Origin of the sequence: Saccharopolyspora hordei, assembly GCF_013410345.1 — a bacterium.
GTDB lineage: Bacteria > Actinomycetota > Actinomycetes > Mycobacteriales > Pseudonocardiaceae > Saccharopolyspora > Saccharopolyspora hordei.
Map to the genome: position 1 here is coordinate 2493406 of NZ_JACCFJ010000001.1, position 16465 is coordinate 2509870.

At 71.7% G+C, this 16465-nt stretch carries 19 protein-coding genes; 17 read left to right on the forward strand and 2 right to left on the reverse strand.

Going from position 1 to position 16465, the window contains the following annotated elements; translation table 11 throughout:
* Positions 1-45: 45 nt before the first annotated feature.
* The 16 genes from HNR68_RS11695 (at position 46) to HNR68_RS11770 (ending at position 12391) form a co-directional block, all read left to right on the forward strand.
* Complete coding sequence (locus HNR68_RS11695; protein ID WP_179720361.1) at positions 46-588, forward strand: hypothetical protein; 543 nt, start codon at positions 46-48, stop codon at positions 586-588.
* Positions 589-625: 37 nt separating this feature from the next.
* Complete coding sequence (locus tag HNR68_RS11700; RefSeq protein ID WP_246330973.1) at positions 626-1147, forward strand: DUF3558 domain-containing protein; 522 nt, start codon at positions 626-628, stop codon at positions 1145-1147.
* Between the two features lie 9 nt (positions 1148-1156).
* The gene (locus HNR68_RS11705) at positions 1157-2050 is read left to right on the forward strand and encodes a hypothetical protein (protein ID WP_179716369.1); all 894 of its coding nucleotides are present in this window, start codon (positions 1157-1159) and stop codon (positions 2048-2050) included.
* On the forward strand, positions 1968-2468 hold the full coding sequence (locus HNR68_RS11710; protein ID WP_246330974.1) for a DUF5753 domain-containing protein: 501 nt from the start codon (positions 1968-1970) through the stop codon (positions 2466-2468). Before HNR68_RS11705 ends, HNR68_RS11710 begins: the two co-directional genes overlap by 83 nt.
* Before the next feature lie 21 nt (positions 2469-2489).
* The gene (locus HNR68_RS11715) at positions 2490-2708 is read left to right on the forward strand and encodes a DUF397 domain-containing protein (RefSeq protein ID WP_179720367.1); all 219 of its coding nucleotides are present in this window, start codon (positions 2490-2492) and stop codon (positions 2706-2708) included.
* Between the two features lie 224 nt (positions 2709-2932).
* Positions 2933-3409: a hypothetical protein gene (locus HNR68_RS11720; protein ID WP_179720369.1), complete on the forward strand. Its 477-nt coding sequence runs from the start codon at positions 2933-2935 to the stop codon at positions 3407-3409.
* On the forward strand, positions 3366-3965 hold the full coding sequence (locus tag HNR68_RS11725; RefSeq protein WP_179720371.1) for a DUF3558 domain-containing protein: 600 nt from the start codon (positions 3366-3368) through the stop codon (positions 3963-3965). The genes HNR68_RS11720 and HNR68_RS11725 overlap by 44 nt, the downstream gene beginning before the upstream one ends.
* An 11-nt stretch (positions 3966-3976) precedes the next feature.
* On the forward strand, positions 3977-5203 hold the full coding sequence (locus HNR68_RS11730; RefSeq protein ID WP_179720373.1) for a hypothetical protein: 1227 nt from the start codon (positions 3977-3979) through the stop codon (positions 5201-5203).
* A gap of 309 nt (positions 5204-5512) precedes the next feature.
* Positions 5513-6286 carry an ESX secretion-associated protein EspG gene (locus HNR68_RS11735; protein ID WP_179720375.1) on the forward strand — a complete coding sequence of 258 codons (774 nt, stop codon included), beginning with the start codon at positions 5513-5515 and terminating at the stop codon, positions 6284-6286.
* Between the two features lie 52 nt (positions 6287-6338).
* On the forward strand, positions 6339-7337 hold the full coding sequence (locus tag HNR68_RS11740) for an ABC-2 transporter permease (RefSeq protein ID WP_179720377.1): 999 nt from the start codon (positions 6339-6341) through the stop codon (positions 7335-7337).
* A gap of 353 nt (positions 7338-7690) precedes the next feature.
* Positions 7691-8008, forward strand: coding sequence for an integration host factor, actinobacterial type (gene mihF, locus HNR68_RS11745; protein ID WP_179724937.1), 318 nt, complete (start codon positions 7691-7693; stop codon positions 8006-8008).
* On the forward strand, positions 8005-8607 hold the full coding sequence (gmk, locus tag HNR68_RS11750) for a guanylate kinase (RefSeq protein WP_179720378.1): 603 nt from the start codon (positions 8005-8007) through the stop codon (positions 8605-8607). The genes mihF and gmk overlap by 4 nt, the downstream gene beginning before the upstream one ends.
* Before the next feature lie 120 nt (positions 8608-8727).
* Complete coding sequence (gene rpoZ / locus HNR68_RS11755) at positions 8728-9021, forward strand: DNA-directed RNA polymerase subunit omega (protein ID WP_179720380.1); 294 nt, start codon at positions 8728-8730, stop codon at positions 9019-9021.
* Positions 9018-10268 carry a bifunctional phosphopantothenoylcysteine decarboxylase/phosphopantothenate--cysteine ligase CoaBC gene (coaBC, locus tag HNR68_RS11760; protein WP_179720382.1) on the forward strand — a complete coding sequence of 417 codons (1251 nt, stop codon included), beginning with the start codon at positions 9018-9020 and terminating at the stop codon, positions 10266-10268. Before rpoZ ends, coaBC begins: the two co-directional genes overlap by 4 nt.
* A 99-nt stretch (positions 10269-10367) precedes the next feature.
* Positions 10368-11549, forward strand: a complete 1182-nt coding sequence (gene metK / locus HNR68_RS11765; RefSeq protein ID WP_218889027.1) for a methionine adenosyltransferase — start codon at positions 10368-10370, stop codon at positions 11547-11549.
* 146 nt (positions 11550-11695) lie between these two features.
* On the forward strand, positions 11696-12391 hold the full coding sequence (locus tag HNR68_RS11770; protein ID WP_343050079.1) for a YwaF family protein: 696 nt from the start codon (positions 11696-11698) through the stop codon (positions 12389-12391).
* A 180-nt stretch (positions 12392-12571) separates the two neighbouring features.
* On the opposite strand, the gene HNR68_RS11775 is transcribed toward HNR68_RS11770, so the two are convergent.
* Positions 12572-13030: a TrmH family RNA methyltransferase gene (locus tag HNR68_RS11775; protein ID WP_179720384.1), complete on the reverse strand. Its 459-nt coding sequence runs from the start codon at positions 13028-13030 to the stop codon at positions 12572-12574.
* 232 nt (positions 13031-13262) lie between these two features.
* Positions 13263-14273 carry a LacI family DNA-binding transcriptional regulator gene (locus HNR68_RS11780; RefSeq protein ID WP_179720386.1) on the reverse strand — a complete coding sequence of 337 codons (1011 nt, stop codon included), beginning with the start codon at positions 14271-14273 and terminating at the stop codon, positions 13263-13265.
* Positions 14274-14391: 118 nt separating this feature from the next.
* On the opposite strand from HNR68_RS11780, the gene HNR68_RS11785 reads away from it, so the two are divergent.
* A complete protein-coding gene (locus tag HNR68_RS11785; RefSeq protein ID WP_179720388.1) occupies positions 14392-16416 on the forward strand; it encodes a primosomal protein N' in 2025 nt (674 codons plus the stop codon).
* Positions 16417-16465 lie beyond the last annotated feature (49 nt).

Below are 16465 nucleotides of genomic sequence, written 5' to 3' on the forward strand. Positions count from 1 at the left end.
CAGACGGTCACTTCGCGCATTAAGGTTTGCCTCGTTGGCAAGTGCATGGCCGTCGCTGGACCCCGCGACGGTTCGCGAACGAGGGGAGTTCGACTGTGGCTGAGGGGGGCGGGCGAGGAGATCCAGCTCGACGCGACGGACCAGGCGTACATGCACCACCGCATGAGCCAGGGCGGGTTCTTCAACCCCACGGCGCAGGTCGTTGCCGTCGCGGAGACACTGTCCCGTGCGCAGACCAAGGCCGCCCTGGCCCAGTCCCAGGCCGCTGGCGGCTCGATGCTCGTCGACCCGGACCAGATCGACAAGCTGGCCCAGTTCTTCGAAGACGAGGCACAGGCGCTCGCGGACCGAGTGGTGGACGTTCAGCAGCTCGCGGAGCTCAAACCCGCTGGCCGTGACCCGGTGAGCACTCAGGCGACAGCCGTGTACCAGAAGGTTGGAGCTGGCGACGAGAACGCCTACATGGACAACTACCTGAAGCTCGCGGAGTACTTCCAGAACACGGCGGCAAACCTTCGCGCCAGCGCTCACCAGAACCGGACCGACGACCAGAACGCGGCCGACAGCTTGGGAGGGAAACTTGCGTAACACGTTCGCCGCAGGGATCGTTTCGGCCACCTTGCTCTTGGCGGCCGGATGCGGGGGCGAAGCAAGTCCTCCTGCTGGATCGACTGACACGGCACCGCCGGCCCCGGAAACGAGCAAGCCGCAGTCGGCGCGGACCGGACCCGCGAAGGCGGTCGAGGTTGCGGACAAGTGCTCGATCGTGACTGAGCAGCAGGCGACCGCACTCGGCGCCGACCAGCCCCTCAGGGAGAGGGATTCGAACGGCCAGCTCGGTTGCACTTACCAGAAGGGCAAGGCGGGCACTCCGGGTTGGAGCGCGTTCGTCGCTGTCGACGGCGGCTCGACCTTCACGGCCGAGGTCGAGGCGCGCAACGAGCCGACGAAGAAGGGGGAAGTCGCTGGCTACCCGATCGCCGGGTATGACTCCGGCCGAGGCTGCGTCCTGTACGCGGATGTGTCTGATCAGGGGTATCTGATCGTCAACATCGCTCGTACCAGCACGGCTGATCCGGGCATCGACATGTGCCAGCAGGCGGAGAAGTTCGCGGAAGCTGCGATCCAGAATCTTCCCAATGCGTGAGGGGCGGGCATGACGAACACCAGGTACTTGGAGCCAGCGGACTTCGAAGGCGCCAGCCTGCAGCAGATGCGGAGTTGGGTCGAGAACGGCTCCCCCGACGACCTGTACGACAAGTCGAAGTCTTGGGAGACGGAGGACAAGTACCTCCAGGACCTCAAGGGCCGCGTGGAACAGGCGTTGAAGGACGCTGGTGCCTCCATGCAGTCCGCGTCGGGCGAGGCCATGCAGAACCAGGCCATGCCGGTCGTGCTCTGGACCGAGGTCACCGCGGAGAACGCCAAGGCGCAGTCGCAGCTGATGCTCGACCAGGGCGACGCCTTCGTGAAGGTGAAGTCGTCGATCCCCGGCAAGGGCGAGGAGCAGGAAGTCCCGGACGACTATTGGTTCGAGGAAGCTTGGGACAGCATCGTCAACGGCCAGACCGACGCTGAGGCAGCGAAGGAGCACAACGAGAAGCTCCGGCAGGAAGCCGCCGCGGCCGCCGCGCTGTTCGCCGGCTCCTACACCTTCGCCATGGCCAACCCGACGCCGCACCAGCTGCCCCTGGCCGTGGTCGGGGCCCGCGACGACGACGCACTGCTTCTCGATGAGCAAGCTGAGCCGGATCGAGAACGGCCAACGGGGGTTGTACGCGGACGACGTCGCCGCGCTGTTGGGTCTCTACCGTGTGCCTTCCGAGCGGCGCGAGGAGTTGCTGAACCTCGTGCGCACGGCGTCGAGCCCGAACTGGTGGCAAGTCCAGGACGGTCGCTTGCCCGCGATGTGGGAGGACGTGATCCGCTTCGAGAAAGAAGCCACGGCCATCTACAACTACGAGACCATGCTCATCCCCGGGCTGTTGCAGACGTCGGAGTACGCGACCGCTGTCGTCCAGGGCACTGGCCCGGACTTGAACCTCACTGAGGTGGACACTCTGGTCACTGCTCGCATGGGGCGACAAACCTTGCTGAACCGCCCCACCGCGCCGAAGTTCGAGGCGCTCATCGAGCAGAGCATCTTGGAACGCCCGGCAGGAGGCCCGGGCGTGATGTACCGCCAACTCCGCCACCTGGTGAGCGCGACGAGCCATGACAACGTCACGCTTCGCGTGCTGCCGACCTCGGTCGGCGTGCATCCGGGAATGGCGGGCCCGTTCGTCGTCCTCGACTTCGAGAAGCACCCGAGCCTGGTGTACCTGGAGAACCGGGGCAGCAGCGCGTTCCTCGAAGAACCCGAGCACGTCGCGGCAGCCAAGGAAGCACTTCGAGCCTTGCAGAACGTCGCCTTGTCGGTCGACGATTCAGTCGACCTCATCAGCGGCGTCGCCGAGCGGTTGGTGTGAGGACCGGCAAGGAGCAGTGCAGTGACATCGCAGGAGTTTTCGGGGCTTCGCTGGCGCAAGAGCAGTCGGAGCAGCAACTACGGGAACTGCGTCGAGGTCGCCTCCAGTGGGGCGACCATTGCGGCGCGCGACTCCAAGGACCAGGAGGGAGGCGTGCTGGTGCTGGGTGTCGCGACCTGGGCATCCTTCCTCGACGGCATCCGGGCTGGTCGGTTCGATCGTTCGGGTGGTCATCAGTAGTGCGCTGGCCGCGGGTGTCCGCTCGGTCGCCGAGCGTGATCGACCGTCCGTGGCTGACCTGGCCCGACCGCGGAACGCCTGCGCTCGAATTCACTCGAACGTCGTAATCGTTTTTGGTCAACTCCGTCCCGGAAGGTCACCGCGCGCCTTAAGGTTTGCCTCGTTGGCAAGTGGATGGCCGTCGCCGGACCTCGCGACGGTTGGCGAACGAGGGGAGTTCGACTGTGGCTGAGGGGGACGGCGGCACCTACCAGCCGGTCGACCAGAGGGCTATCGACGCGATGAGGATGACGCCCGGTTTCACCGGCTTCGTCGGCGATGCCGTGAACCTCATGACGCGAGCCATGGACAACGCGGCTCTGGCCCAGGCGCAGAGCGCGGTCGGTTCGATGCGCGTCGAACCCGACAAGGTCGACGAGCTGGGGCGGTTCTTCGACGACGAGGCGCGGGCGCTCGAGAAGGAAGCCGAGAAGCTCCAAGAAGTCGCGTTCACCTCGCCTCCTGGCTCGGACCCGGTCAGCACGCAGGCGACCATGGCGTACAACCAGGTCGCTGCCGGAGACGACCGGTCCGCCTACGAGAACTTGATGAAGCTCGCCGCGCTCTTCAAGAAGGCGTCGCTCGACCTGCACGACAGCGCTCGCCAGAATCGGCTCGATGATCAGAACGCGGCGGACAGCTTCGGAGGGAACATTGCGTAAGGCGCTCGTGGCAGGCTTGGCCTCGGCTGGTCTTCTCCTGGCAGGTTGCGGGAGCGAGGGGGACGACGGCGGTTCGACCGACGGCACGAGCGAGCCGACCCCGTCTGCCCCCGCGACCCAGTCCTCGAGGAGCGGCCCGGCCAAGTCGGTGAACCTCCCGGACCCGTGCGCGGTCCTGACGCAGGAGCAGCGCCAATCCCTCGGCATCGACCAGCCCGCCACCCCGAGCGAGTCGAACGGCAAGCAGGGCTGCGACATCTCGTCCGGTGAGGCCGGGAGCGGACGTGGCTGGACCGGCACCATCGCTGCGGACCCCAGCCGCACGATGCAGCAGTTCGCGAGTTCCGGTACCGGGGCTCAGCAGATCGAGCTCGCCGGCTACCCGGCCGCGCAGGTCGACAACGGCTCCGGCTGCATGCTCGCTGTGGACGTGTCGGACACCGGATCGCTGTTCGTCAACCTGATCGTCCGTCCTGGGGGTGGCGAGCAGGTCCGCGCCTGTGAGCAGGCCGCGAAGATCGCCGAAGTCGCTGTCCAGAACTTGCCCAATGCTTGAGGAGGCTTGGGATGACCGACACCAGGCAGATCGAGCCCTCGCAGTTCGATGGCGTCGATCTCGCGACGATGAGGGCCTGGGTGGAGAACGGCTCCGCCCAAGGGCTCTACGACTCCGCTGACGCGTGGAAGGCGCAGGAGACCTACCTCCGCGAGCTGCGGTCGCGCCTCGACGACAAGCTCAAGGAAGTCGGCGTCGTCATGCAGTCCGAGTCCGGTGAGGCGCTGCAGAACCAAGCGGTGCCCATCGCGCTGTGGACCGAGGTGGCCGCCGACAACAGCTTGGTCCAGTCGGAGCTGCTGCGGGACCAGGGCGAAGCCTTCAAGAAGGTGCAGACCTCGATCCCCGGCAAGGGCGAGGAGCAGGAGATCCCGGACAACAACTGGTTCGAGGACACCTGGGACAGCCTCGTCAACGGCCAGACCGACGCTGAGGCAGCGAAGGAGCACAACGAGAAGCTCCGGCAGGAAGCCGTGCAGGCGTTCCAGACCTACGACAGCACGTCGCAGAGCACGGTCGCGTCGAGCGCCGTGTTCACGCCGCCCCCGGAGAACGGTGTGAAGGTCGCCGTGTCCGGGTCGCAGCACCCGAGCGTGGGTGCGGTGCCGACGGTGTCCGGGAGCCCGTCCGGGACCACCAGCCAGTGGGCCGGTGGCAGCAGCGCCGGCTCGACGACCGTTCCGGCTGGTCACACGGGTGGCGCTGGTGGGGTCGGTACCGGCGGCGGCGCTGGTGGCACCGGCGGTGGCGGTGGCTTCGCCGGCACGAACCCGGTGTGGCAGCGACCCGGGCAGAACACGCCGGGCCGGCCGGGGACCGGTCGCGTGCCCGGTGGTCCGGGGACCGGTGGGCCGGGTGTGCCGGGCGTGCCCGGTGGCGGCATCCCGGGGACCGGTGGTGGTGCTGCGGGCGCCGGTGCCGGTGGCCGGGGCGGCGTCGGCGCGGGTGGCGCCGGCGGTCGCGGTGCCGGGGCGCTGGGTGCTGGCGGTCGTGCTGGTGCGGGTGGCCTCGGTGCCGGCGGGACCGGGACCGGTTCCGCCTCCGGTGGTGCCGGCGGTGCCGGTGGCCGCGGTGGTGTGGCCGGTGCCGGCGCGGCCGGGGCCCGCCCGCAGGGCAAGCAGGGCGAGGAGGACCAGGAGCACGAGACGCCCGACTACCTCAAGGGCGACCACGGCTTCTTCGACGAGGGCCTGCCGAAGGTCGCGCCCCCGGTGTTCGGCGACTGGGACCAGCGCTGACACCCAGGGGATGACGGTGGCTGCCGAGCTCGCGGTCGACCCGTGAGCTCGGCAGCGACGTAGCACGTGCGGTGACGTCCGGCCGCGGGACGACACGCGGGAACGTCACCGTGACGAGCCGGGACCGGTGACGGTGCCCGACCACGAGCGGCGGTGCCGCACGTCCCGGCGCGCACGCCACTGGGGAGACGTCTCCGAGGCGCCTGGGCCGCCTCGACGACCCAATGAAGGACCGCGCCCGAGCGGGCGCACGCACGATCCGCACCTGCGGGCCCGCGCGCCCGCACGAGTCCGGCTGGGGAGCATCCGGTGAAGTTCGAGTTGTCGCGGCAGGCCTTCCACGAGGCGTGGAAGCACTTCGACCTGGGGACCAAGCCCATCGTGCTCAACGTCCTGCCGGAGGGGGTCCTCGAGTCCGAGCGCCGCGAGGTCCAGCGCCGGGCCTGGGACGAGCTGCACCGCCTCGGCTTCGGCAACGAGATGCGCGAGGAGGACATCTGCAGCGTCTTCCTGCCGCTGCGGCGCTACGAGCGCTCCTTCGACATCACCTTCGGCGAGCGCACCGCCGACGGCGAGCGCAAGACCACCGGGATGGTCGCCAACGTCCGCTCCACCGCCACGCTCGCCGTGATGACCGAGGAGTCCGTGCGCCTGCAGGCGCTGCCCGCGGACTCGATGGTGCGCGCGCTGCTCAGCGTGCTGCCCGACGACGTGCAGCCCGGGCCGGGCCGCGGCGTCTCGGTGCGCAGCGCGGCGATGTCCGCGGCCGCCAAGGGCGCCGGGAAGGACGACCGCGCCATGGCCGACGGCCTCGTGCGCCAGGGCGTCCGGCGCGACGAGGCGCGCCTGCTGGTCGAGATGGCCGGTGGGCAGCGCGTCGCGTGGGCGCAGGTCGGTGCGGCGGTGATGGACGGCCAGGGCAAGCGCCACCGGGCGCCGATGGTGACGAACTTCTTCGCCACCGCCAAGGGCTGGTACCTGATCGAGACGAACACCCGCGGCGCCGAGCCCTGGACCACCGTGGCCCCGATCGACAAGCAGCGGATGGCCTCCCGCGTCAAGGACCTCATGAAGACCTTCTGAGCGCACCCCGCGCAGCCCGGCTGGTGTGGTGTCGATCACTTAGAGTCGTCGCATGGCTGCGGCTCGGGTGGGCGAGCGGTGGGCCGGGTTCCGCCGGTCCCCGTTCCTGCCCGCGACCGTGCTCGTGCTCATCATCGCCGCGGCCGCCGCGCTGTTCGCCGGCTCCTACACCTTCGCCATGGCCAACCCGACGCCGCACCAGCTGCCCCTGGCCGTGGTCGGGGCCCGCGACGACGACGCGCTGCTCGACGAGATGGAGCGGGCGTCCGGGACCGCCTTCGAGCTGCACCGCTGGTCCTACGAGGAGGCGGTGCAGGCGGTGGAGCAGCAGCGGGTCTTCGGCGTGGTCGACGTGCGCGGCAGCACCGTGCGGGTGGACGTCGCCAGCGCCGCCGGGGCCTCCGTCGCACAGGTGCTCCAGCAGGCCGCGGTGCAGGTCGGCGCGACCAAGGGCATGGCGGTCGAGGTGCGGGACCTCAAGCCGCTGCAGCGCGGCGACCCGCGCGGCCTCGCGCTGTTCTACGTGTCGCTGGCGGCGGTCGTCATCGGGTTCATCGGGGCGATCCAGCTCAGCGTGCACGCCCAGGGGCTCGCTCCCGTCGAGCGCATCGCCTTCACCGCCGCCTACGCGGTGCTCGGCGGGTTCGCCATCATCGCCGTGGTGGACTGGCTGCTCGGCGCCGTGCGGTTCCCGTTCGCCGAGTCCTGGCTGATCCTGGCGCTGACGATGTTCACCTCCGGGATGGTGTTCACCATGTTCAACACGCTCATGGGGCGGTGGGCGATGGTGCCGACCTGGGGTCTGCTGGTGCTGCTCGGCAACCCGTCGTCCGGCGGCGTGGTGTCCTGGCCGCTGCTGCCGTCGCCCCTGGGGCAGGTCGGCGGCTGGCTCCCGCCCGGCGCGTCGGTGAGCGCTCTGCACACCGCCGTCTACTTCGGCGGCTCCCAGCACGTGGCGCCGTACTTCGTGCTGGCCGCGTGGACGCTGCTGTCCAGCGCGGTGTTCGTCGTGTGGCGGCGCCGGTCCCCGGGTGGCCGGCCCACCGACTGAACCACGACGGACCTTCCACGTGGCGGAATACTAGTCGATCTTGGTCCGGTGGTCGCCGGGTGGCCGATGAGTGGTAGTTCACCCCGCACTGACCTGCGAGGACGCCGCTCGCGTGGCTCAACTGACCGGAAATCGGACACATTCGATGAATTTCGCCGAGATTAGTGCACTTCAGCGGCTTTGTTGGTAGTACTTGCAGCGGCGCCCCGCTCGTGCACGCCTCGTACGAGCAGGCGTGGCGACGGGCCCGGCTGAACCCGGCTCACAAAACCCGGACCCAAGTGGGACCCGGCCGAGCCGACTCGGTACCGTCGCCGCACCGATCAAGAAAACCCCACATCACGGAGGACATGGTGGCCCTTCCCCAGCTGACCGAGGAGCAGCGGGCAGCAGCTCTGGAAAAGGCGGCTGCCGCCCGTCGCGCCCGAGCGGAGCTCAAGGAGCGCCTCAAGCGAGGTGGAACCACGCTGGCGGAGGTCCTGGACACCGCCGACAACGACGAGGTCCTGGGCAAGATGAAGGTCTCCGCCCTGCTCGAGGCCCTTCCCGGCGTTGGCAAGGTCCGTGCGCAGCAGATCATGGAGCGGCTGGAGATCGCCAACAGCCGTCGGCTGCGCGGGCTGGGCGAGCGGCAGCGCAAGGCGCTGCTCTCCGAGTTCAGCGGCGAGTGATCGACGCAGAAGCCGGCGCTGAGCCGAGGACCGTCCAGCAGGGCGAGCCTCGGCTCACCGTCGTTTCCGGACCCTCTGGTGTCGGCAAGTCGAGCGTCCTGAGCGAGGTGCGCAAGCGGGCCCCGGAGATCTACTTCAGCGTGTCCGCCACCACCCGCGCGCCGCGCGCGGGGGAGGTCGACGGGGTGCACTACCACTTCGTCGACACCGCCGAGTTCGAGCGGATGATCGCCGACGGCGAGATGCTGGAGCACGCCCGCTACGCCGGCAACCTCTACGGCACCCCGCGCAAGCCCGTCGAGGAGGCCCTCGCGGCCGGTCGGCCGGCGGTGCTGGAGATCGAGCTGCAGGGCGCCCGCCAGGTCCGCCGGGCCATGCCGGACGCGCAACTGGTCATGCTCAAGCCGCCGTCCTGGGAGGTGCTGGTGGACCGGCTCACCGGTCGCGGCACCGAACCGGCCGAGGTCGTCGAGCGGAGGCTGGCGACCGCGCGCGAGGAGCTGGCCGCCGAACCGGAGTTCGACGTCAGCGTGGTCAACGCCGACGTGCAAGCCGCGACCAGCGAATTGCTACGATTGATACTCGGCCGCGAGCAGTGACGAGCCGGCGGTGAGCAGCACCGGAGTCCGGACGACCGGAGTCCGGCACCCCGCGGGCCGCATCGCCGCCCCAGGCACACGGCACCACGCCGCCGTCCACGAGGAGCAGGAGCCACTCACGTGAGCACCCCCAGCGCGCTGGCTGCGCTCAACAGCAGCCCGTCCACCAACACCGCTGAAGGCATCACCTACCCGCCGATCGACGACCTGCTGGAGCAGGTCAGCTCGAAGTACGCGCTGGTGATCTACGCCGCGAAGCGCGCTCGCCAGATCAACGACTACTACGCCCAGCTCGGCGAGGGCCTGCTGGAGTACGTCGGCCCGCTGGTCGAGCCGGGCCCGCGCGAGAAGCCGCTGTCGATCGCGCTGCGCGAGATCCACGCCGGCGTGCTCGAGCACACCGAAGGCGAGTGACGGAGCAGACCGCCGAGGACCGCCCGCGGGTGGTCCTCGGCGTCAGTGGTGGCATCGCCGCCTACAAGGCCTGCGAGGTGCTGCGGCGGCTGACCGAGTCCGGGCACAGCGTCCGCGTGGTCCCGACCGAGGCGGCGCTGAACTTCGTCGGCGCGGCGACCTTCGAGGCGCTGTCCGGGCAGCCGGTGCGCACCGGCGTGTTCAGCGACGTCCACGAGGTGCCGCACGTGCGCCTCGGGCAGGAGGCCGACCTGGTCGTCGTCGCCCCCGCCACCGCTGACCTGCTCGCCCGCGCCGCCCACGGGCAGGCCGACGACCTGCTCACCTCGACGCTGCTGACGGCGCGGTGCCCGGTGCTGATGGTGCCGGCGATGCACACCGAGATGTGGGAGCACCCGGCGACCCAGCACAACGTCGCGCTGCTGCGCAGCCGCGGCGTGGTGGTCGCGGAGCCGGACAGCGGCCGGTTGACCGGCAAGGACACCGGCAAGGGGCGGCTGCCCGACCCGGCCGAGATCGTCGACCTCGCGCGCCTGCTGCTGGCCGAGCCGCAGGCGCTGCCGCGCGACCTCGAAGGGCGCCGCGTGGTGATCTCCGCCGGTGGCACCCGCGAACCGCTGGACCCGGTGCGCTACCTGGGCAACCGCTCGTCCGGGCGGCAGGGCTACGCGCTGGCCCGGGTGGCCGCGCACCGCGGCGCGGACGTCACGCTCGTCGCCGCGCACACCGCCGACCTCGTCGACCCCGCCGGGGTCCGGGTCATCAAGGTGGGCACCGCCGACGAGCTGCGCACGGTGATGCTGGCCGAGGCCGACGGCGCGGACGTGGTGGTCATGGCCGCCGCCGTGGCCGACTTCCGCCCGGTCACGCTCGCCGAGCACAAGATCAAGAAGACCGACCGCGACCCGGAGCCGCTGGCCCTGACCCGCAACCCGGACGTCCTCGCCGAACTGGTCGACGCGCGCGCCGCGGGCAAGCTGGACACGTCGCTCATCGTCGGGTTCGCCGCCGAGACCGGGGACGCCACCACCTCGGTGCTCGACCACGGCCGCGCCAAGCTGGCCCGCAAGGGCTGCGACCTGCTCGTGGTCAACGCGGTCGGGGACGGTCGGGCCTTCGAGGTCGAGGAGAACGCCGGCTGGCTGCTGGGCGGCGACGGCACCGAACAGCCGATCCCGTACGGCGCGAAGTCCCGGTTGGCTTCCACACTGTGGGATGCTGTGAACCGGCAGTTGCGCCGCCAGTAGGGTGGCTGGGCACGTCGCCACCCGTGCGGTGGCCCCGTCGCGAGCGTTTTTTCAGGGAGAGTCGTGAGCCAGCAGTCTGACCTGCGCACCGGCCGCAGGTTGTTCACCAGCGAGTCCGTGACCGAAGGCCACCCGGACAAGATCTGCGACGCCATCAGCGACTCGGTCTTGGACGCGCTGCTGGCCCAGGACCCGCGCTCCCGCGTCGCGGTGGAGACCCTGGTGACCACCGGGCAGGTGCACGTGGCCGGTGAGGTCACCACCGACGCCTACGCGGACATCCCGACCATCGTGCGGGACAAGATCCTGGAGATCGGCTACGACTCCTCGGCCAAGGGGTTCGACGGCAACTCCTGCGGCGTCAACGTGGCGATCGGGTCGCAGTCCCCGGACATCGCGCAGGGCGTGGACACCGCGCACGAGTCGCGCGTCGAGGGCGTGATCGACGAGATCGCCAAGCAGGGCGCGGGCGACCAGGGCCTGATGTTCGGCTACGCCTGCGACGACACGCCGGAGTTCATGCCGCTGCCGATCGCGCTGGCGCACCGGCTGTCGCGTCGGCTGACCAAGGTCCGCAAGGACGGCGTGCTGCCGTACCTGCGGCCCGACGGCAAGACCCAGGTGACCATCGAGTACGCCGGTGACCAGGCGGTCCGCTTGGACACCGTGGTGCTGTCCACCCAGCACGCGGCCGACATCGACCTGGACGCGATGCTCGCGGTGGACATCGAGCAGCACGTGATCCGGCCGGAGGTCGAGCAGCTCGAGCTCGACGCCTCGGACACCCGGCTGCTGGTCAACCCCACCGGTCGGTTCGTGGTCGGTGGCCCGATGGGTGACGCTGGGCTGACCGGCCGGAAGATCATCGTGGACACCTACGGCGGCATGGCCCGCCACGGTGGCGGTGCGTTCTCCGGCAAGGACCCGTCGAAGGTGGACCGTTCCGCGGCCTACGCGATGCGCTGGGTGGCCAAGAACGCCATCGCCGCGGGTCTGGCCAGCCGCATCGAGGTGCAGGTGGCCTACGCGATCGGCAAGGCCGCCCCGGTGGGTCTGTTCGTGGAGACCTTCGGCACCGAGAACGTCGACCCGGCCCGCATCCAGTCGGCGATCAACGAGGTCTTCGACCTGCGCCCGGCCGCGATCATCCGCGACCTGGACCTGCTGCGCCCGATCTACGCGCAGACCGCGGCCTACGGCCACTTCGGCCGTCCGGACCTCGACCTGCCGTGGGAGCGCACGGACCGCGCCGAGGCCCTCAAGGCCGCGGCCCACGCCTGACCTGTCGTAGGTGAAGGGCACCTCCCGCCGACCGGGTTGGCGAGAGGTGCCCTGCACGCTTCCCTGGCTCGGGTGACCGGCGCCGCGGCTGTCCGGTCGACGCCGATCGGGATCCGGAGGATTCGGCCGGGCCTTACGCTGAGGGTGTGGCTGCGGACCGGTTCGTTCCCGGCAGCCCGTCGCACTGGACGCTCGTGGCGCTGATGGTCCTCGGCGCTGTGGTCGTCGCCGTGATCGGGCGGCGGCAGCGCGACCCGGTGCGGTTCGCCCGCGCGTTCGCCGCCGTGGTCCTGGCGTTCAACGTCCCGCTGCTGGTCTACCGGCAGCTGCCCGCGCAGTGGGACGTCGGCGAGTCCCTCCCGCTGCACCTGTGCGACGTCGCCTGGGTGGTCGCCGCCGTCGCGCTCTGGACGGAGCGGCCGCTGGCCTGCGCGCTCGTCCACTACTGGGGCCTCACGCTGACCCCGCAGGCCATCATCACCCCGGCGCTGGACGCCCCGGACTTCCCGCACGTCGACTTCCTCGAGTTCTGGGGGCAGCACCTGCTGGTCATCTGGTCGGCGGCGTACCTGACCTGGGGCGTCGGGGTGCGGCCGACCTGGCGCGGGTACTGGTTCTCGGTGGGGGTCACCGTCGCGTGGGGCCTGGCGGTGCTGGCGTTCAACTCCCGGGCGGGCACCAACTACGGCGTCGTCAGCCGCAAGCCCGACAACCCGTCGCTGCTCGACGTGATGGGCGGCTGGCCCTGGTACCTGGGCGTGGCGGTGGCGGTCGGGACGGCCGGGTGGGCGCTGCTGACCTGGCCGTGGACCCGGGCGCCGCGGCGGGTCGTGCGGGCGTAGCCCAGGAGCTCGCGGCACCAGCCCGACGAGGCCGGGGCTGCTGGCGAGGGCCGTCCGGAACTGGCAGTCCCCGCGTGGCCGTGGGGGCCGTCGGTCCTGCCTGGACCTGGTAGCTCTCATGCGGCCCTGAGGGGTCAGTCCTGCCTTGGAACTGGCAGGCCAGCGAGGTGGCGCGGGATGTCAGGACCCGGTGCGGAAGCCGTGCTGGCGCCACGCCTCGTAGACCGCGACGGCGGCCGAGTTGGCGAGGTTCATGGAGCGGATGCCGGGCAGCATCGGGATCCGCACCTGCATGGTCACGTCGTCGAGGACCTCCTCGGGCAGCCCGGTGGACTCCGGTCCGAACAGCAGCACGTCACCGGCTTGGTAGTCCACCGTCTCGTAGGAGCGGTCGGCCTTCGTGGTGAAGGCGATGACGCGCTGCGGTCGCAGCGCCCGCCACGCCGTGGCCAGGTCCGGGTGGACGTGCAGGGCCGCGCGGTCGTGGTAGTCGAGGCCGGCTCGGCGCAGCTTCGCGTCGTCCACGGAGAACCCGAGCGGTTCGATCAGGTGCAGGGCGCAGCCGGAGCCGGCCGCCATGCGGATCGCGTTGCCGGCGTTGCCGGGGATCTCCGGGTGGTAGAAGACGACGTGAAACACCTGAAATCGTTTCACACCACCGTGCCCGGCAACATCCGGGGGCAACCCTCTCGTGAGTGCGCAAGCCGCCTGCAGCCGGTCTTCGCGCTCACGAGGGGTCGTGAGTGGGGGAGCCGCTTGTAGCCGGTTTTGGCGTTCACGAGGGGTCGTGAGTGCGCAAGCCGCTTGTAGCCGGTTTTGGCGCTCACGAGGGGTCGTGAGTGGGGGAGCCGCCTCTGGGCGGTTCGAGCGCTCACGACCCGGTGGTGGAGGCGCGGGGGACCAGGCTGGGGGCCGGGTTGGTCACCACCTGCGGGACCTCCGTGCCCTTCAGGTTCGCCAGCAGCAGCTCGACGGCGCTCGCCGCCGCTTCGCCCAGGTGCAGGTCCACCGCGGTCAAGGTCGGCGTGGTGGTGCGGGCCCGCACGCCGTCGTACCGGGTCGCCACCCGCACGTCCTCGGGAACCCTGAGGCCGCGCTCCGCCACCGCGCGCACCGCCCCCACCGCGAAGGCGTCCACCGCGGCGCAGATCGCGTCCACGTCGGGGTGCTGCGCCAACAGCTCGGCGCAGGCGGCCCGGCCGGTGTCCTCCCCGCCCGACTCGTCGGCCTCCACGACCAGCGGCGCCATGCCGTGCTCCTCCGCGAACCGCGCGTAGACCTCGGCCAGGTCCACGTACCAGCTGCGGTGCCCGCTGCCGAGCAGCAGCGCGATCCGGCGGGCGCCCTGCTCCCGCAGGTGGTCCAGCAGCAGCCGCCCGACCTCCGGGGCGCGCAGGTCGACGTACGGCAGGTCCATGCCCTGCTGCGGGCCCATCGTCACGATCGGCACCCCGCGGGACCGCAGGCGCTGGGTGGTCGGGTCGTCCTGGTCCGGTTCGATGACGATCGCGCCGTCGATGTCCAGGGTGTCCAGCGGCGGGTCGGTGTCCAGCGGTGGGACGACCACCAGCGCGAAGCCGTGCATCAGCGCGGTCTCGGCCGCCGCGGCCGCGACCTCCATGAAGAAGCCGAGCTTGGACGGGCCGCCGGCCACCGCGACCGGCATCGACGACACCACGGCGAGGGTCCGCGACTGCCCGCTGCGCAACCGCTGCGCGCGCAGGCTCGGGCGGTAGCCGAGCTCGGTGGCCGCCTTCACCACGCGTTCCCGCGTGCGCGGGTCGACCTTGCCGACACCGTTGAGCGCGTGCGACACCGTGGTGCGCGACACCCCGGCCGCTCGCGCGACGTCGGAGATCGTCGGCCGGACCGGTCCCGCCATCGCACCTCCTGGAGACCTCGAGATGCCGCCAGGATATGGCGTCCCCGCCGCCGCGAGGGGCGAGTTGGGGAACCGCGCTGGCAGCGGCCCGGGCTGGCCCTTCTGGTAGAGAAGAGGCATGGCAGGTGCGGGACCCCGGAAGCGGAAGGGGGCGACGGCAGAGCGGACCGCGGCGGCGCACCGGCCGGTGGCCCGCGTGCTCGTCGACGTCCCGCTGCCGGTGCACCTGGACCGGCCCTTCGACTACCTGGTGCCGGACCGGCTGGACGAGGCGGCCATGCCCGGCTGCCGGGTGCGGGTGCGGTTCCGCGGCAAGCTGGTCGACGGCTACCTGCTGGAGCGCACCGAGACCACCGACTTCCAGGGCGCCCTGTCCTGGGTCGAGCGGGTGCCCTCGTCCGAGCCGGTGCTGACCCCGGAGCTGCTGGAGCTGGCGCGGGCGGTGGCCGACAAGTACGGCGGCATGCTCACCGACGTGGTCCGCCTGGCCGTCCCGCCGCGGCACGCCGGCGCGGAGAAGTCGGCTCCGCGCGAACCCCGCCCGGTGCCGCCCCGACCCGCGACCGAGGCGTGGAGCCGGTACCAGCACGGACCGTCCTTCTTGGACGCCGTGCACGCGGGTCGCCCGGCCCGCGCGGTCTGGCAGGCGCTGCCCGGCGAGGACTGGCCCGCTCGCCTCGCCGAAGCCGCGGCCACCGCGGCGGCGGCTGGGCGCGGGGCGCTCATCGTCGTGCCGGACCACCGCGACCTGCAGCGCGTGCACGACGCCTGCACTGCGCTGCTCGGCGACGACGTGGTCGGCCTGGCCGCCGAGCTCGCCCCTGCCGAGCGCTACCGGCGCTGGCTGTCGGTGCTGCGCGGCGCGGCGCGCGTGGTGGTGGGGACGCGCGCGGCGATGTTCGCCCCGGTGCACGACCTGGGCTTCGCCGCGGTGTGGGACGACGGCGACGAGCTGCACAGCTACCCCCAGACGCCCTACCCGCACAGCCGCGACGTGCTGACCCTGCGCGCGCACGCGGCGGGCGCGGCGCTGGTCGTCGGCGGCTTCGCCCGCACCGCGGAGGCCGCGCTGCTCGTCGAGTCCGGCTGGGCGCGGGAGCTCGTCGCGCACCGCACCGAGGTGCGCGCGGCGGCGCCGCGGGTGACCGCCATCGGCGAGGACGACACGCAGCTGGCCCGCGACCCGGCCGCGCGCGCGGCGCGGCTGCCGTCGGTGGCCTTCGAAGCGGCGCGCGCCGCCCTCGGCGCGGGAGCCCCGGTGCTGGTGCAGGTGCCGCGCCGCGGCTACGTGCCGGCGTTGGCGTGCGGGGACTGCCGGGAGCGGGCGCGGTGCCGGCGCTGCGCCGGACCGCTGGCGCTGCCCGGCGGCACCGAGGGCGGCGCGCCGAAGCCGGCGGCGTGCCGCTGGTGCGGGGCCGCGGAGGCGGCGTTCAGGTGCGCCCACTGCGGGTCGCGGCGGCTGCGGGCGATCGCCGTCGGCGCGGGCCGCACCGCCGAGGAGCTGGGCCGGGCGTTCAGCGGTGTCCCGGTGCGGACCTCGGGTGGGGGGGAGGTGCTGGCGACGGTCCCGGCGCGGCCCGCGCTGGTCGTGTGCACGCCCGGGGCCGAACCGGTGGCCGAGGGCGGCTACGGTGCGGCGCTGCTGCTGGACGGCCGGACGCTGCTGGGGCGCCCCGAGCTGCGCGCTGCCGAGACGGCGCTGCGGTTGTGGTTCGACGCGGCCGCCCTGGTGCGCCCGGCGCGCGCCGGCGGGCGGGTGGTCGTGATGGCCGAGTCGTCGCTGCAGCCGGTGCAGGCGCTGGTGCGGTGGGACCCGGCGTGGTTCGCGTCGTTGGAGCTCGCCGAGCGCGCCGAGCTCGGCTTCCCCCCGGCCCGGCGGGTGGCGGCCGTCGACGGCACGCCTGACGCCGTGGAAGCGCTGCTGGACTCGGCGGACCTGCCGCCCTCGGCGGAGGTCCTCGGCCCGGTGCCGCTCGGCGAGGTGGACTCCGACGGCGGCTCGGAGCGGGAACGGCTCATCGTCCGGGTGGACCGGACCGAGGGGCGGGCCCTGGCCAGCTCGCTGCACGCGGCCCAGGCGATCCGGGCGGCCCGCAAGGCCGCCGAACTGCAGGTCCGCCTCGACCCGCTGGAGATGCTCTAGCGGCCGGAAAACCGGTTGTCGCGCGGGCCGGGCGGTGCTGGGATGCGGG